The 16,154-nt window shown below is 72.7% G+C and carries 13 protein-coding genes; 10 read left to right on the forward strand and 3 right to left on the reverse strand.

The features are described 5' to 3' along the window. Nucleotides 1–14: 14 nt before the first annotated feature. Entirely contained in the window at nucleotides 15–914 is a 900-nt protein-coding gene (locus JEK78_RS21635) for a YegS/Rv2252/BmrU family lipid kinase (protein ID WP_200261844.1), read from the forward strand. A gap of 49 nt (nucleotides 915–963) precedes the next feature. Here the strand turns inward: JEK78_RS21635 and JEK78_RS21640 are convergent, their stop codons facing one another. Next, nucleotides 964–1,614, reverse strand: a complete 651-nt coding sequence (locus JEK78_RS21640; RefSeq protein WP_242483166.1) for a class I SAM-dependent methyltransferase — start codon at nucleotides 1,612–1,614, stop codon at nucleotides 964–966. 455 nt (nucleotides 1,615–2,069) lie between these two features. Between JEK78_RS21640 and JEK78_RS21645 the strand changes: the two genes are divergently transcribed. Further along, nucleotides 2,070–4,211 (forward strand): DUF1996 domain-containing protein, encoded by a 2,142-nt coding sequence (locus JEK78_RS21645; protein WP_200261846.1) that lies wholly within the window; start codon nucleotides 2,070–2,072, stop codon nucleotides 4,209–4,211. A gap of 220 nt (nucleotides 4,212–4,431) precedes the next feature. Here JEK78_RS21645 and JEK78_RS21650 read toward each other — a convergent pair whose 3' ends face one another. After that, on the reverse strand, nucleotides 4,432–4,884 hold the full coding sequence (locus JEK78_RS21650) for an NAD(P)H-dependent oxidoreductase (RefSeq protein WP_200261847.1): 453 nt from the start codon (nucleotides 4,882–4,884) through the stop codon (nucleotides 4,432–4,434). A gap of 279 nt (nucleotides 4,885–5,163) precedes the next feature. Here JEK78_RS21650 and JEK78_RS21655 point away from each other — a divergent pair, with 279 nt between their 5' ends. Further along, on the forward strand, nucleotides 5,164–7,548 hold the full coding sequence (locus JEK78_RS21655; RefSeq protein ID WP_200261848.1) for a phosphoketolase family protein: 2,385 nt from the start codon (nucleotides 5,164–5,166) through the stop codon (nucleotides 7,546–7,548). A 151-nt stretch (nucleotides 7,549–7,699) separates the two neighbouring features. On the opposite strand, the gene JEK78_RS21660 is transcribed toward JEK78_RS21655, so the two are convergent. Then, nucleotides 7,700–8,566, reverse strand: a complete 867-nt coding sequence (locus tag JEK78_RS21660) for a DMT family transporter (protein ID WP_200261849.1) — start codon at nucleotides 8,564–8,566, stop codon at nucleotides 7,700–7,702. Between the two features lie 251 nt (nucleotides 8,567–8,817). Between JEK78_RS21660 and JEK78_RS21665 the strand changes: the two genes are divergently transcribed. The 7 genes from JEK78_RS21665 to JEK78_RS21695 all read left to right on the forward strand — a co-directional run bounded on the left by JEK78_RS21665 (nucleotide 8,818) and on the right by JEK78_RS21695 (nucleotide 16,154). Next, entirely contained in the window at nucleotides 8,818–10,725 is a 1,908-nt protein-coding gene (locus JEK78_RS21665; RefSeq protein WP_207187881.1) for a choice-of-anchor A family protein, read from the forward strand. Nucleotides 10,726–11,010: 285 nt separating this feature from the next. Beyond that, nucleotides 11,011–11,361, forward strand: coding sequence for an NADH-quinone oxidoreductase subunit A (locus JEK78_RS21670; RefSeq protein WP_200261851.1), 351 nt, complete (start codon nucleotides 11,011–11,013; stop codon nucleotides 11,359–11,361). Continuing rightward, the gene (locus JEK78_RS21675; RefSeq protein ID WP_200261852.1) at nucleotides 11,352–12,506 is read left to right on the forward strand and encodes a hypothetical protein; all 1,155 of its coding nucleotides are present in this window, start codon (nucleotides 11,352–11,354) and stop codon (nucleotides 12,504–12,506) included. The genes JEK78_RS21670 and JEK78_RS21675 overlap by 10 nt, the downstream gene beginning before the upstream one ends. Then, a complete protein-coding gene (locus JEK78_RS21680) occupies nucleotides 12,499–13,443 on the forward strand; it encodes a complex I subunit 1 family protein (protein ID WP_200261853.1) in 945 nt (314 codons plus the stop codon). The genes JEK78_RS21675 and JEK78_RS21680 overlap by 8 nt, the downstream gene beginning before the upstream one ends. A 73-nt stretch (nucleotides 13,444–13,516) precedes the next feature. Next, nucleotides 13,517–14,023 (forward strand): NADH-quinone oxidoreductase subunit J, encoded by a 507-nt coding sequence (locus JEK78_RS21685; protein WP_200264294.1) that lies wholly within the window; start codon nucleotides 13,517–13,519, stop codon nucleotides 14,021–14,023. After that, nucleotides 14,020–14,322 carry an NADH-quinone oxidoreductase subunit NuoK gene (nuoK, locus tag JEK78_RS21690; RefSeq protein WP_200261854.1) on the forward strand — a complete coding sequence of 101 codons (303 nt, stop codon included), beginning with the start codon at nucleotides 14,020–14,022 and terminating at the stop codon, nucleotides 14,320–14,322. Before JEK78_RS21685 ends, nuoK begins: the two co-directional genes overlap by 4 nt. Next, the gene (locus tag JEK78_RS21695; protein WP_200261855.1) at nucleotides 14,319–16,154 is read left to right on the forward strand and encodes a proton-conducting transporter membrane subunit; all 1,836 of its coding nucleotides are present in this window, start codon (nucleotides 14,319–14,321) and stop codon (nucleotides 16,152–16,154) included. The genes nuoK and JEK78_RS21695 overlap by 4 nt, the downstream gene beginning before the upstream one ends.

Here is a 16,154-nt window from a genome sequence, read left to right on the forward strand (position 1 = left end):
CCGGAGGCACCGCGATGCGACAGTTCACGGCGCTCGTCAACCCGACCGCCGGCCGTTCCTCCGGAGCCGAAGTCCTCCTGCGCGTCGCCCGACCGCTGCGGGACGCGGGCGCCGGGCTGGAGACCGAGTACAGCCGAGACCTCGAACACGCCCGGGCGCTGGCCCGACGGGCCGGAGAACGCGGCCGAGTCGTCCTCGCCGTCGGGGGCGACGGCATGGCCGGAGCGGTCGGCGGCGCGCTCAGCGGCACCGCGACGCCGCTCGGCCTCGTCCCGGCGGGACGAGGAAACGACTTCGCCCGCGCTCTGGCCCTGCCCACCGACACCCACGACCTCGCACGCCTCCTGCTGGAGGGCGCTCCCCGCGCGGTGGACACCGTGGAGGTCGTCGCCGCCGGCAACGACCGCGCCGTGGTCCTCGGGAGCGTCTACGCCGGCGTCGACGCCCTGGCGAACCGCCACGCCAACCGTTCCCGTGTCCTGCGCGGCGCCACGGCCTACGCCGTCGGAGCCATGCGCGCCGTCGCCCGTCGGCGCCCGACCCGCTACCGGGTCACCGTCGACGGCCGGGAGCACACCTTCGCCGGGTACACCGTCGTCGCCGCCAACTCCGGCTACTACGGGGCGGGGCGACTCGTCGCCCCGGGCGCCGCCGTCGACGACGGCCTGCTGGACGTCGTGATGATCCACGACATGCCACGCCGGTCGTTCTTCGCCGTCCTGCGCGAACTGGAGACCGGTGCTCACACGCGCCGCCCCCAAGTGCGCGTGGTCCGCGGCACGGAGGTCCGGATCGAGTCCGACCGGCCGGTGCCCTACGGGGCGGACGGCGAGGTCGACTCCTCCCTCCCGGTCACCCTCCGGGTCCTCCCCTCCGCCTTGCGCGTCCTGTGCCCGAACAGGCGGCGTCCGTGAGCGTCGAGCCCGGTCCGACCGGCGCCGCGACGGTCGGACCGCGCCGCCGTCACACCGGCCTCCGCGCGCCTCGCCGACAGTGCAGGAACAGCTGAGGCTCCGGCTCGGCGAAGGGACCCGCCGGTGTGAACACCGTCTCCAGCCGCTCCAGGACCCGCAGCCCCACGTCCTCCGCGAGGGCGACGCACCCCCGGGCGGAGAAACCGCAGACGCGCACCGGATGCCCCATGAAGACGTGCTCGACGTCCTCGCCGTCGACCGGCACGGTGGCCCACACCAGGAGCCCCGACGGCGACAGGGAGCCCGCCAACCGCCCCATCAGGTCGATCTGTTCCCGTCGCCTCACCTGCGACAGGGAGAAGTACACGCAGACCGCGTCGTACGCCCCCTCGGCCGGCGACACGTCTCGGACGTCCGCGCACCGGAACACCGCGTCCGGCACCGCTCGTGTGGCCGGCTCCACCATCACCGGCGACACGTCGACCCCCACGACGAGGTGCCCCGCGTCGGCGAGAGCGCGTGCCGTCGGCCGCCCCGTCCCACATCCCACGTCGAGTACCCGGCTCCGCGGAGCGAGCCGGGCCGTCAGCCACTCCACGGACCGGCGGTGCGTCGGCGAACTCCCGTACGCCTCCTCGTACGCGACGCCCAGCGCGTCGAACACCTCCCTGGCCGCCCGCGGCCGTTGCCCGTCGGTCACACCTGCCTCCCCGCGTGGTCGTGGTGGCCGCATGTTCGCACCCGCCTCGCCCCGCACCAGGCGTCGGCGCGCCATCGCCGCTCGTCGTCCGTCCGCCCACCACCCCTCCCGTGTCCATCGCCGTCCAACGGAGCCTTCGGGACGCCGTGCGGGGCTCCGCGCCCGAGGCCGGTCGACGGGAAGGCGCGGCCACCGGGCCGGGACGCTGACCTTCGGTCAGCGGAGGGTCACCGAACCGGAAGCGGGCGAGGCCCGCCTCCTCCCGATGTGGACATCCGCGGCCCTCACCGTGCGGCGCGGACCCCCGCCGTCGCGCCGTCCCGGACAGGGAGGAAGTCGGGAGATCCCGGGGAGATCTCGTCGAATCGGCGCGAGTGTTGAACATCGGGGGGCCGTGCACCGTAGGAAACACGGGGCACCCCCCCACACCGCACCGCACGACGTAGGAGCACGCCTTGGGACAGAACAGGCGCAGACGCCCCACCGGCGCACGACGAGCGACCTCTGCGGCGGTCGCACTCATACTCGGCGGGGGCGGCCTGGTGGCCGTCAACGTGTACGCCTCCGCGACCGAACCCGATGCCGAGGGCGCCGTGCCATTGGGCGCTTCCGGGGTGGCCGCGACAGTCGACTGTCCGGACCTGGGAACCCGCCTCACCTCGGTTCCCGAGGAAGCGCGTCCGGAAGTCGACACCAGACTGGCCGAGTTGGACGAGCAGGTCGCCACGGCCTATCGGGAACTTCAACGCGCGGCGGCGGCTTCGGACGAGGGAGCCCTGGACGAGGAGGCCCTCCTCGGTCCCCTCCGAAAGGAACGCTCCGCGACCATCGAACGGATCACGGCGGCCATCGCGTCCTCGGGGGAGCGCCCCGAGGGCCTTGACGCCTTCGCCGAGTGCGATCTCCGGCGTACCGAGGTAGCCCCGCGAGAAGGGGCCGAGGAGACGGACGGTGAGGAGAGCGGGGCCGGCCAGGACCCATCGGAGGAGCCGACCGGCGTCGAGGAGGGCGCCGAGGGTCCGGGCAACGGAGGCCAGGCAGGCAACGGTCCCGTCGCCGCGGACTACGTCGACATCACCACGGTCGAACCCGACACGCGCGAGCCCCGGCAAGGCCCCGACGCCTCGCGCGGCACCTTCACCACCGACTGCGGTGTCAACGCGAACGGGCTGTTCAACTCGGACAACATCATCGTGGCTCCGGGGGTCGCCAACGGCGCGCACCACTTCCACGACTACATCGGCAACCAGGACAACGACGCGTTCTCCAGTGACGAGGACCTGGCCGCAGCCGAGACGAGTTGTGTCGACCCCGGTGACAAGTCGTCGTACTACTGGCCGGTGTTGCGCCTCCAGAACGGCACCCGTGAACAGGACGCGGACGCGCCGGGCGGGGGGCTGGAGGGGAACGTCGGCGAGATCGTCACCCCGAAGGAGGTGACGCTCACCTTCGTCGGCAACCCCACGGGAGAGGTCACGGCGATGCCGCGCCTGTTGCGCATCATCACTGGCGACGCCAAGGCGTTCCTCAACGGGACCGACAACGCCAACGCGTCGTGGAGCTGCACCGGCTTCGAGGAACGTCAGGTGACGGACCGGTACCCGCTCTGCCCCGAGGGCAGCGACGTCGTCCGCACCTTCGACTTCCAGAGTTGCTGGGACGGACGGAACATCGACAGCGCCAATCATCGCACGCACGTGGCCTTCACCCGGGAGGACGGATCCTGCCCGGAGGGCTTCCGGCCCATTCCGCAGCTGGTCCAGCGGGTCGTCTACGACGTTGACGCCCCGAGTCTCGAAGACGGCGGCCGAACCGCTCCGCTGTTCGCCGTTGACTCCTTCCCCGAGCAGTTGCACAAGCCGGTCACCGACCACGGGGACTTCGTCAACGTCTTCGAGACGGAGTTGATGGAGGAGATGGTCGACTGCATCAACAGTGGCCGGGACTGCGGTGTGGGCGGCGACGAGCCCGCCCGCGGCGACGACGGCGAGGGCGCCCCGAAGGACGACGCCGACATCCTGGATGCCGCCGACGACCCGAAGCAGGACCCGAAGCAGGAGCAGGGGCAGGAGCCGGGCCCAGACCCCGAGAGGGGCGGAGCCGAACCCGGCGCGGACGGCGGGGCCTCCGACGTCGACCCCGGAGCGGATCGCAACCCGCCGGCGGCACGTGACGGGGCCGATGCCGGCGCGGACTCGGAGAGCCCCGAATCCGGCGACGCGGTGGACACCGACGCCCCGGACCGACGTGACCTCCCCGAAGCCGAAGCCGAAGCCGAAGCCGAAGCCGAAGCCGAAGCCGAAGAGGCCGACGCCGGCTCCGCCCGGGACGAGTCGCCCGCCGGTGGGGAGCCCGCCGGGGCCGGGAACGAGGACGCCGCCGTGGAGGCGTCCGAAGCGGCCCCGGCACCGGCCGGTGGCGAGGAGCGGGACTCCGCGCTCGAACCACAGGGCGCCCGTGAGGCCGTCGACGAGCCCATCGGAGGGGGACTGGCCGAGACCGGCTCCGGACTCGGCCTGTGGCCCGGCGCCGTCGGCGGCGTGCTGGTGGCTGCCGGCGTCGTCCTCCTGCTGCGTACCCGGCGTAGCCACGCGTGATCGGCCGAGGTCCAAGGGTCGGCGGACGAGATGTCGTGTCTCGCCCGCCGACCCGGGCCGCGTCGCGACACCGAGGGTCGCGGACATCGATCTCGCCCGTGACGGGATGTACGGTCGGGCATCGGCCACGGCCGGGCCGGGAGCCCCGACCCCGGCCGCTGTCGGGTGGGGCGGCCGGGTTCCCGGCCGGTCCGTGGCGCGGACCTGTGCCCTCTGACCCTCAGTCCGTCAGACCGGCCGCCGAGGCCGCCCCCAGTTCCCAGCAGGCGTCAAGCTCCGCCTTGCCGGGTGTTCCGGTCACCGTCACCGCGGGCGTCCCCAGGCGCCAGTCCAGCCCGGTGGCGACCGTCTCGATCCCCCGCACGGCGCCCGTTGTGTCGCTGCCGCCGTGCACGTAGAACCCGAAGGGGCGACCGCGGGTCTCGTCCAGGCAGGGATAGTAGATCTGGTCGAAGAAGTGCTTGAGCGCGCCGGACATGTAGCCGAGGTTCGCGGGTGTGCCCAGCACGTAGCCGTCCGCCTCCAGCACGTCCGACGCGGTGGCGGCGAGCGCGGCCCGCCGGACCACCCGTACCCCCTCGATCTCGGGGGCGGTGGCTCCCGACACCACGGCTTCGAGCATGGCCTGGCAGTTGGGGGACGGCGTGTGGTGGACGATCAGGAGGGTTGCCACCCTCGCAAGCCTGCCGTCCCGCACCCGTGTACGCAACAACGGTCCGATACCGGGACCGGCTCCCGCCGACCCCGCACCGACCTGGAGGGCGCGCGGATCGGCTCCCTCGACCGGCGTCGCCTTCGGCAAGGTGCCTTTTCGTTCGACCTCCGCACCATGTGACCCCAACGGCCCTGTCGGCAGCCCACTCGCCCCCTACAAGGTGGTGGGATGCGGCAGTGGGAGCCGGCCCGCCGGCACCTTCCATCGGCCGTTGCCCCGACCAGAAAGGAACGCCGGATGCCCGTCGATCAGCCCCGGCAGCCGGCGGCGCTGCCGGACGAGGAACTCGGTGCCCTGGACGCCCACTGGCGCGCCGCGAACTACCTCGCCGTCGGCCAGATCTACCTGATGGCGAACCCGCTGCTGACGGAACCGCTGCGTCCGGAGCACGTCAAGCCCAGACTGCTCGGCCACTGGGGCACCACCCCCGGGCTGAATCTCGTCCACACCCACCTCAACAGGGTCGTCCGAGCCAGGGGACTGGACGCCCTCTGCGTCTGGGGACCGGGCCACGGCGGCCCCGCGGTCCTGGCCAACGCCTGGCTGGAGGGCTCCTACACGCGGACCTATCCCGACGTCACTCGGGACGCCAAGGGCATGGCCCGGCTGTTCCGACAGTTCTCCTTCCCGGGCGGCGTGCCGAGTCATGTGGCTCCCGAGACCCCCGGCTCCATCCACGAAGGAGGCGAGCTCGGCTACGCTCTCTCGCACGCCTACGGCGCCGCGTTCGACCACCCCGACCTGCTGGTCGCATGTGTCGTCGGGGACGGAGAGGCGGAGACCGGCCCGCTCGCCGCCTCCTGGCACTCCAACAAGTTCCTCGACCCGGTCCACGACGGCGCGGTGCTGCCGATCCTCCATCTGAACGGCTACAAGATCGCCAATCCGACGGTGCTCGCCCGTCTCTCCGAGTCCGAATTGGACGACTTCCTGCGCGGGCTGGGCCACGACCCGATCCAGGTGACCGGGGACCAGCCCGAGGACGTGCACCGGGCGCTCGCCTTGGCCATGGACACCGCGCTGGACCGGATCGCCGCGATCCGGCGGGCCGCCCGGGTCGACGGCGCCCGTGATCTCGCCCGCTGGCCCATGATCGTGCTGAGGACCCCCAAGGGTTGGACCGGACCCGCGGAGGTGGACGGTCTCCCGGTCGCCGGCACCTGGCGGGCCCACCAAGTGCCCCTCTCCGGCGTGCGGGAGAATCCGGAACACCTCCGACAGTTGGAGAGGTGGCTCCGCTCCTACCGACCCGAGGAACTGTTCGACGAGGACGGCGCGCCCCGCCCCGCCGTCCTGGCATGTGTGCCCGAGGGGTCCCGCAGACTCGGTGCCACCCCGTACGCCAACGGCGGTCTGCTGCTGCGGGAGCTGCCCCTGCCACCGTTGGAGAGGTACGCCGTGCCGGTGGAGAAGCCCGGCGCCGGGCCGCACGAACCGACCCGCGTCCTCGGAGAGCTGCTCCGGGACGTCATGGCGGCCACGGCCGAGCGGCGGGACTTCCGCCTCGTCGGCCCGGACGAGACCGCCTCCAACCGACTCCAGGCGGTCTACGACGCGAGTGGCAAGGCCTGGCAGGAGCGGACCCTGGCCGTGGACGAGAACCTCGACCGGCACGGTCGGGTCATGGAGATCCTGTCCGAGCACACCTGCCAGGGATGGCTGGAGGGCTACCTGCTGACCGGCCGACATGGCCTGTTCTCCTGCTACGAGGCGTTCGTGCACATCGTCGACTCGATGGTCAACCAGCACGTCAAGTGGTTGCGGGTGACCCGGCGACTGCCGTGGCGCGCTCCCATCGCCTCCCTCAACTACCTGCTCACCTCGCACGTCTGGCGGCAGGACCACAACGGCTTCTCCCACCAGGACCCCGGTTTCGTCGACCACATCCTCAACAAGAGCCCGGAGGCCGTCCGGGTCTACCTGCCGCCGGACGCCAACACCTTGCTCTCCGTCGCCGACCACGCCCTGCGCAGCAGGGACTACGTCAACGTGATCGTCGCCGGCAAACAGCCCTGCTTCGACTGGCTCTCGCTGGACCAGGCCCGCGCCCACTGCGCTCGCGGCGCCGGGATCTGGGAGTGGGCCGGGACGGAGCGGAGCGGCCGGGAACCCGACGTCGTCCTGGCCTGCGCCGGCGACGTCCCGACGCAGGAGGTGCTGGCCGCCGCCCAACTGCTCCGGCGACACCTGCCCGACCTGGCCGTGCGGGTGGTCAACGTGGTGGACATCGCCCGTCTGATGCCCGCCGCCGAGCACCCGCACGGGATGCCGGACTTCGAGTACGACGGCCTGTTCACGAGGGACAAGCCGGTGATCTTCGCCTACCACGGCTATCCGTGGCTGATCCACCGGCTCGCCTACCGGCGTGCGGGCCACCGGCACCTCCACGTGCGCGGCTACAAGGAGATCGGCACCACGACCACGCCGTTCGACATGGTGGTGGGCAACGACATGGACCGCTACCGGCTCGTCATGGACGTCGTCGACCGGGTTCCGGGCCTGACCGTGTCCGCCGCCGCCGTCCGCCAGCGGATGCAGGACACCCGCCAGCGCCACCAGACCCACATCAGGGAGCACGGCGTCGATCTCCCCGAGGTGGCCGACTGGTCGTGGGGAGGCTGACCGACCGCCTGCCCTCCCGCGTCCGGGGAGGGCGGCGGGCGCTCCGCCCGCCCGTGCGACTGGTGCCGCCGCTCGGTCCGGCGGCGCCGCGGCGACGGAGGGCGCCGTGCGACGTGGCGCGGCGTCCCGAAGCCCGCGGGAGAGGCCGCCCTCACCCGTCCGGGCGCGTGCGGGCGCCGCGTCTGGCCAGCACCACGACCCCACCGACGACCAGGGAGACCCCGATCACCTGGGGCAGCACCCACCATCCGCCGGTCCGCAGTTCCTCCCGATACAACAGAACACCGAGGGTCAGGCTGACCGCGGCGTCCCCCAGGGTCAGGGCGGGCTGGGAGGCGACGAGCGGACCTCCTTGCATCGCGTGCTCCAGCAGGAGCACGGCGGCCACCCCGGCCGCGGCGAAGGCGTAGGTCTGCCAGGCGGTCAGGAACCCGGTGATTCCCCCGGTGTCCAGGACGTACATCGCGTCCTTCATCAGCGCCGCGGTCAGGGCGTAGGAGACGGCCGTGGCCGCTCCCAGACAGCCGGCGCGCGCCATGCCCACCGGTCGTCGCAGTCCGGCCGCGGCCAAGGCCAGGACCGTTCCGACACAGGCGGCGAGGACGGGCATCCAGCGAGCGAGCGACACGTGGATGTCCTCGCCGCTCGGGGCCGCCGCGACGAGTGCCAGACCGAGCCCGCAGACCACCCCGGCCACCGCGGCCCAGACCGCCGGGGGCAGCCCGCGCCGGGCGATCAGGGAGGCCAGCAGGAGGGCGATCGGCAGTTCCAGGACGAACAGCGGCTGGACCAAGGCCAGGGGCCCGGTCGCGAGGGCCGCCGCTTGTCCGGCCCCGGCGACGACGACGGCCGCCATGCCGACCAGCCAGATCGGGCGCCGGAGCAGATCCCACACCAACGAGGGCCGGAACCCCCGTGACCGTGGCACCGTCAGGGCCGCCCTTCGCTGCAGCACGGTGGCGAGGGCGTTGCTGAACGCGGCGAGCAGCGCGAAGAGGACCGGCACCAGGGCAGCCATGCACCGATCGTCGCCCCGAACCCCATCGCCCGCGCGGCGGCACACCCCCGCCCCGACGGCGTGCCGAGGGCCCGTCGCCTCGGGGTCCGCCCCGTGATTCCCCTGGGAGCGCGACCTAGCGTCGGCATCCTCGGTCTCGGGTTCACCCGTTCGCCCGCACCGGCGCCTCCGGTGGCCTCGGCAACCGGATGCCGCGAGAGTCCGCTCTTCGTATATTCGCCAACATGCGAACCACTACACACAGTCGCCGAATGCGACCCAGGGTGATCCCTCGGGGTATGCTCCGCGCCGCCGCCGCGGTCTGCTGCTCCGGTCTCCTGACCGGAGCCCTGTACGGCGGACAGGCGTGGGCAGAAGCCCGCGTTCCCGTCCTCATCGGCAACCCCGTCGACGGGGGCAACGGCTTCGGGGTGGTGACCGAGGGAGACGCCACGCTCGGCAGCACCGAGTCGGAGGGCCCGGTGGCCGTGGGCGGAGACCTCACCATCGGGAACAACTACAACGTCGCCCTGATCACGCCGGGCGGATTCTTCGCCGGCGGCGACGCCCAACCCACCGCCCTCCTGGTCGGCGGCGCCTTCAATCACCCGGACAGCAGTCCCGACGGGGTCCTCCGTGTCCTGCAGAACGGATACGTCAAGATCGGCGACATGACCGGCAGTCAGGCGCTGATCCAGGACATGAACAACGCCAGCGTCAACACCAGAGTGGTGGCCGACGGGGCCCCTTACGAGTCCGCGCCACGCATCGAGCTGACAACCCAGCAGCAACCGGCCTCCGTGGCGCAGGGCGGCCTGATGGACTTCGCGGGCCTGTTCGCCGACTACCGCGACCGGGCCGACCTCATGGCCGGCTGCGCCAACACCGTGACCCTGCTCGACCCGAACGGGAACCCGATCCCCGACCCGGAGAACCTCCCGCCGGGATCCAACGTCGCCATCGAGCTCCAGGCAGGACAGACCAACGTCCTCCGCCTGACCGGTGACCAGCTGAACAACATCTCCATCCTCACGTTCCTGAACCCGCCGACCGGGGACACGCCTCTGCTCATCGCGGTGGACACCACCGGGGACGCCGGCCAGTTCGCCTGGACCACGCCCAACATGGCCGGGGTGTCGGGCGTCCAGGCCCCGTACATCCTGTGGAACTTCGCCGACGCCACCGACATCACCATCGAGAGCGGCGACACCCTTGAGGGCACCGTCTACGCCCCCCGCGCACTCCTGACCGACCTGGCGCCCTCCAACATCGAGGGTGACGTCGTCACCCGGGAGCTCGTGGCCGGCCCCATCGGCGAGGCGACCGCCGGCGAGATCCACTACCACCCCTTCGACGCCGAGCTGGAGTGCGACTCCGACACCCGGCCGACCACCGGTGAGGTGCGGGTGTTGAAGGTGGATGCGGATGGTGGGGGTCCGTTGGAGGGTGGGGAGTTCGAGTTGTGGCGGGAGACGAATGGTGTTCCGGGGTTGCAGACGGGTGGTGGGGATCCGGACTCGATGGTGGATGGGTGTGTGACGGGGGTGGATGGGGTGTGTGCCCGTGAGGTGGAGTTGGGTACGTACTACTGGTTGGAGACGGTGGCTCCGGTGGGGTATGTGTTGCCGGATCCGGCGGTGTTCGGTCCGTTGGTGTTGACGGAGGAGAACGTGGAGTCGGGGGTGTCGGTGACGGCTCGTAATGTCGCCGAGCAGGTGCTCACGGGCACGATCGAACTCCTCAAGACCGACGCGAAGACCGGCAACCCGCTCCCGAGCGCGGTGTTCGAGGCGTGGCGGGAGACGAACGGTGTCCCGGGGCTGCAGACGGACGGCGCGGACCCGGACCTCCTGGTCTCCGAGTGCGTCACCGACGGGCAGGGAGAGTGTGTGTTCGGCGACCTCGAGCCGGGCACGTACTACCTCCTGGAGACGGCCGTGCCCAAGGGGTACAGGCTGCCTTCCCAGCCGGTCACGGGCCCCTACGAGCTGGACGCCGTCAACCACCTCGTCGAGGTCGAGCTGGCCAACGAGAAGAAGGGGAAGCACGGCCACGACGGCGGCAAGGGTGATCACGGTGGCCGAGGCGACCACGGCGGCGGAAAGGGCGACCACGGAGGTCGAGGCGACCACGGTGGCGGCAAGCGCGAGCCCCGCTGGGCGCCGACCGAAGCGGCCTAGGTAGTCCCCGCCCGGCGGGCCGACCGCCGGGGGGGACGGGCGGAGCGCCCTTCGCGAGCGATGTCTCGCGGGGGCGTTCCGCCCTCGCTTGTCCCGGACCCGCCTGCGGCGCCGGTGGAGGAGAAGGAGAGGCCGCCGCACAGGCGTACCTCGGTCCCGTACCCCGTCTCGTGGGCCTTCCGTGTCCACCGGCCCGGTTGTGGGACACCTCCGGTCGTGTCTCCGTGATCCGCTCCGCCCGGGCGGCCATGATGGGCCCCGGTCAGCGAGGACGGAGGGCCCGACATGGACGCTTGGCGGCCGATCCTCGTGCTGCTCGGCGTCGTGGGCGCGGGAATCCTGCTCCTCCACGGGCTCGGTCGATGGCTCGCGGTCGACCGCGAGCCGCTGCGCACGACCCCCTTCGTGGGAGGACACGCTCCCGTCGATCACGCGTTCTGCCGCTACCACGTTCGCTGGTACCCCGTGGCCATGATGTTCCTGGCCTTCGACATGGAGATGCTCTTCATGTACCCGTGGGTGACAGTGGTCTCCGAGGTCGGCACCGCTGCCGTCGTCGAGATGTTCCTCTTCCTCGCGATCCTCTTCGCGGGAGTGACGTACGCCTGGCGGGAGGGCGCCCTCCGATGGGCGTGAGGAGCGCGCTGCTGCGGTACGCCGCACGTCGACCCACGGTCCTGGCGGTGGCGTTGCCGGGGGGCACAGCGTCCCGGCTCGCGGTCGAGGCCGAGCTGTGCCGTCGTGGCCTGCCCGCGGCCGACACCCCGGCCGACGCCGACCTGCTCGTCGTCTGCGGCGTCCCCACCCACCGGGACCTGCCCTGGCTGGACCGGTTGGGCGCGGCCGTGCCGAGTCCGGCCTCGCGGGTCGTCGTGCCCGCCGCGGGCCGCGCCGCCGACCTGCTGGACACGGCCACCAGCCTGCTCGGCACCGCTCCGCTCGCCTACCGGCCCGCCCCGTCGGACGACGGGGAGCCGGAAACGGCACGACGGGGCGACGACCGCGACGGTCTCCGCCTCGACCGCCTCCGGCTCACGCTGGGTCCGGCCCTCCCGGACTGGCCCGCGGGTCTGGTCCTGCGGCTCACCCTTCAGGGGGATCTCGTACAGACCGCCGAGACGGACACTCGGTGTGCCGTCGGCCGTGTCGTCCTCCCGGCCGGCCGGGCGCCCTTCTGGGACGAGCCGGCGCTGAACGCCGCGAGTGGCGGCTCGTTCGTCACGCGCGGGCAGGTGGCGCGCCGGTGCTGCGCGGCTCATCTGGACAGCGCGGCGCGACTGCTGGCCGTCACCGGATGCGACACCCTGGCCGCGCGGTGTCGAAGGTCGCGGGACACCGTGCTCGCCGGGGCGCCGAGCGCGCGGATCGTCGGCGAGCTGCGCGCCACCACCCGACGGGTGGCCCGTTCCCGGACGGTGCGTCGGGCCCTGGCGGGTGTCGGACCCCTGCCGCGGCGGCGGGCACGGGCCGCCGGAGTCACCGGTCCGGCGCTGGTGGCGGACGGGGACTCCCACGACCGCCTCCTCGTCTGGATGGCCGAGGTCGAGCGCTTCGGCGCCGACCTGGACGACCCGCGCGCTCCGGAAACCGGCGGCGGTGCCTCGGGCCCTCGCGGCGTGCTCGACCCCGCCCGGCCGCCGTCCGCGGCACTCCTCGGGGTGCTGCCCGGACTCCTCGCGGGCGTGGACTTCGCCGCCGCCCGGATCATCGTGGCAAGTCTCGACCCCGACCTGGACGAACTGACCTCCTCGCCGGATCGTCCCGAGACGCCCCATGGCTGAGGCCGCGCCGCTGTGGGCCGCGGTGGTCCTCCCCTTCGCGCTGGCGGCGGCGGCGTGCTGCGCGGCGTCCGTCGACGCGCTCCTGGCCGCTTCGGCGCGATGCGGTCCCGCTCGGGGGGCGCGGGACGCCGTGTCCCGGGCAGCCACCCCGCTGAGAGCGACGGTGCGCCTGTTCGCGCGGCGACCTCGACGGACGACGGCCGCGGACACCGCGCTGACCCGGCTGGGCGCCGCCGTGGTGCCCGTGGCCGCCGTGCTCGCCTGCGCGGTCCTGCCCTGGGGCTTCACCTCGGTGACCGATCCGACCGTCGGCGTCGTCTGGTTCAACGCCATGGAGGCGCTGGCCTGGGCGGGGGTCTGGCTGGTCGGCTGGGGGCCGAACTCGACGCTCTCCATGATCGGGGGGTACCGGTTCCTCGCCCAGGGACTCGCCTACGAGTTGCCGCACATGTTCGCTCTCACCACCGCAGCCCTGGGAGCGGAGTCCCTCCGGGTCGGGGACGTCGTCGCGGCCCAGTCCGGCCTGTGGTTCGTGGTGTGGATGCCCGTGGCCTTCGTCGTCTACCTGCTGAGCGCGCTCGGCATGTCCTTCTGGGGACCGTTCGGGCACCCGCTCGGTCGGGACATCGCGAGTGGTGTCGCCGTCGAACTCGGCGGGGTGGACCGACTGCTGTTGCTCGGCGGCCGGTGGATGCTGCTCGTGACGACGGCCGGGTTCAGCGTGCCGCTCTTCCTCGGTGGTGGGCACGGACCGCTGCTGCCCGCGTGGGCGTGGACCCTGTTGAAGACCGGGGCGGTGCTCGCCCTGCTGGTGACGGCGCGCCGAGTGCTGCCGACTGCGCGCATGGACCGCTACCTGGAGCCCGCCTGGATGGTCCTGATCCCCCTGACCCTGGCGCAGGCGCTGTTCGTCGCCGTCGCCGTGCTGGATCGTTGAGAGGGAGGCGTTCTCGGTGTCCGACGTTCCGGCCTTCTGGGTCGCGGCCACGCTCGCCGTCGTGGCCGCGGTCATGGTCTTCCGATTCGACTCCATGGCCCGAGCGACCTACGCGCTGTTGCTGGCGCTGCTGTGCGTGGGCGTCGACGTGCTGCTGCTCGGACTGGACTACCTGGGGGTGGTCGTCGTGCTGATGATGACCATCGAGATGGCCCTCATGGCGGCGTTCATGGTGATGTTCATGATGAACCCGGCCGGGCTCGCGCCGATGTCCATGACGCACAACCGGCGGGGTGCGGCGCTCTTGTCCGCAGTGGTCTTCGTCGCCCTCGCCGCCGGTGCGCTGCTCACCCCGTGGCCCTCCCGAAGGGGGGACGTCCCCCCGGACCCCACGAGACAACTCGGCCGTTCCCTGATGGGCGGCCAGATGCTGACCATGATGGTGCTCGGCCTCGCCCTCTTCGCCACTATCGTCGCCTCGGTGGTGTTGGCCACCCGGCGGGGCAGGTACGACCGGTTCGGCGACGACCTGAGGGGCCGTCCCGCCGAGCCCGCGGCACGCGGAGGCCTCCCCAGGTGACGCTCGAACTCGTCCTCCTGCCGGCCGCCGCGCTGTTCGCGGTGGGCCTCTACGGAGCCCTCACGCAACAGTCCGTGGTCATGCTGATGATGGGCCTGGAACTCATGCTGGGCGGGGTCGTCCTCGCCGCCGCCGCCGTCTGGCACCACGTCGCCCCCGTCGCCGAGGGCCAAGTACTGATCGTCTTCGCGGTGACCGCGATGGCCGTCGAGATGGCGGTCGGATTCGCCGTGGTCACGGCGCTCTTCCGGGCCCGCGAGATCGACACCACCGACGACGCCGCGAAGCTGCGCGGGTGAGCGCCCTGCTGTGGGCCCTGCTCGCCGTGCCCCTCGGCGGCGGGGCCGCGCTGGCTGTCGGGGGACGCCCGGCCGACCGGTACGCGCCCGCGTCCGCCCTCGCCGTCTCCGCCTGCGCCCTGGGCCTGGCCGTGGCCTGCGCGCTCACCGGCCCGGAGGTGCGGGCGCCGCTGCTGGGCGGGGTCCCCGCCGCGTTCGCCGTCGACGGCCTCTCGGGGCTGACGGCGATCACCGTCACCGCCGTCACCCTCGTCGTCCTGGTCTTCGGCACCGTCGACATCGGCCCCGGTGAGGCGCGCTCCCGGTTCTTCGGCCTCATGCTCCTGTTCAGCGGGGCCATGCTCGCGACCGTGACTGCGACGACCCTGCCCGCCCTGCTGATGGCCTGGGAGGTCATGGGCGCGACTTCCTGGGCCCTGATCGGCTACTGGTGGCGTGACACCGAGCGGGTCCGGGCGGCCACCACGGCCTTTCTGACCACCCGCGCGGCCGATCTCGGCCTGTACCTCGCGGCCGGCGCTGCCCTGGCCGGAGGTCACCACGGCGCCGGTTCGCTGCGTCTGGACGCGCTGCCCCAGGCCACGCAACCCTGGCTGACACTCGTCACCGCAGGTGTGATCACCGCGGCACTGGGCAAGTCGGCACAGCTTCCCTTCGGCTTCTGGCTCTCCGGCGCCATGCGCGGACCGAGTCCCGTCTCGGCCCTGCTGCACTCCGCGACCATGGTGGTCGCCGGCGCCTACCTGCTGCTGCGGCTGGAGCCCCTGCTGCGGGCGTCCGGCTGGGGCGGCCCGGTCGTCGCCTGGACGGGCGCGCTGTCCGCGGTCGCCTTCGGAGCGGTCGCGCTGGCGCAGCGGGACGTCAAGCAACTGCTCGCCGGCTCCAGCTGCGCCCAGATCGGCTTCATGGTCCTGGCCGCGGGGGTCGGAGCGCGTACCGGCGGCACGCTCCAACTCGTCGCCCACGCCGCCGCCAAGAGCCTGGCCTTCCTGGTGGCGGGCTTCTGGCTGACCACGCTCGGCACCAGATCGCTGCCCGCCCTTCGCGGTCGGACGCGCCGCCACCCCACGACCGTGGTCGCCTTCGCCGCGGCGGCCCTCACCCTGGCCGGTGTCCCCCCGCTCGCCCTCTGGGCGACCAAGGACGTCCTGCTCTCGGCCGCGTTGGCGGACTCCGCCGCGCTCTACGCGGTCGGCCTGGTCGGTGCCGTCCTCTCCGCCGCCTACAGCGCCAAGGCGCTCTGGTACGTCCTGGGCCCCGCGAACGAACCGTCCCGCCCCCTCCCGCCCGCGGTGCGCCTCCCGCTGGGGCTGTTGTCCCTGTCCTGCCTCGCGCTCACGGCCCTGGCCTTCCCGCCGGCGATCGACTCGTTCGCGCGGGTCGTGGACGGTTCCGCGAGCGAACCTCGGACCTGGGAGTTCGTGCTCTCCGGTGCGCTGGCCGCGGCGGTGGTCGCCGCCTTCCTGGATCGGGGGCCGCGGTCGGCGGCGATCTCGCCCGCCTGGGCCCGGCGATGGCTGGGCTTGGAAGCCGCGGCCAACCGTCTCCTGGTGCGGCCCACGACGCGCCTCGCCGACCTGCTCGGCGCGTTCGACGGTCGGGTCCTCGCCCGTGCCGCGCGGGCCGTCGCGAGCGGCGCCCTCGTGCTGGCCCGGTGGGTCGACCGGTCATGGGAGCGCCGTCTGGACAGGGCGGTGGCCCGCGTGGCGGGCACCGCCGGGCTGTTGGGGGGTTGGGCACGCCTGCCACAGACCGGTCTCCTCCACCAGTACCTGGCCCAGGCCGTCTCCGCGCTGCTCGTCGCCGCCGTCGTCCTCGTCCTGGTGAGGTGA

The organism is Streptomyces sp. HSG2, assembly GCF_016598575.1.
GTDB lineage: Bacteria > Actinomycetota > Actinomycetes > Streptomycetales > Streptomycetaceae > Streptomyces.

Coding starts and splice junctions, on each gene's coding strand:
- JEK78_RS21670 (WP_200261851.1), top strand. CDS start 11,011: ATGGACGCTTGGCGGCCGATCCTCGTGCTGCTCGGCGTCGTGGGCGCG.
- JEK78_RS21635 (WP_200261844.1), top strand. CDS start 15: ATGCGACAGTTCACGGCGCTCGTCAACCCGACCGCCGGCCGTTCCTCC.
- JEK78_RS21680 (WP_200261853.1), top strand. CDS start 12,499: ATGGCTGAGGCCGCGCCGCTGTGGGCCGCGGTGGTCCTCCCCTTCGCG.
- JEK78_RS21675 (WP_200261852.1), top strand. CDS start 11,352: ATGGGCGTGAGGAGCGCGCTGCTGCGGTACGCCGCACGTCGACCCACG.
- JEK78_RS21665 (WP_207187881.1), top strand. CDS start 8,818: ATGCGACCCAGGGTGATCCCTCGGGGTATGCTCCGCGCCGCCGCCGCG.
- JEK78_RS21655 (WP_200261848.1), top strand. CDS start 5,164: ATGCCCGTCGATCAGCCCCGGCAGCCGGCGGCGCTGCCGGACGAGGAA.
- JEK78_RS21685 (WP_200264294.1), top strand. CDS start 13,517: ATGGTCTTCCGATTCGACTCCATGGCCCGAGCGACCTACGCGCTGTTG.
- JEK78_RS21660 (WP_200261849.1), bottom strand. CDS start 8,566: ATGGCTGCCCTGGTGCCGGTCCTCTTCGCGCTGCTCGCCGCGTTCAGC.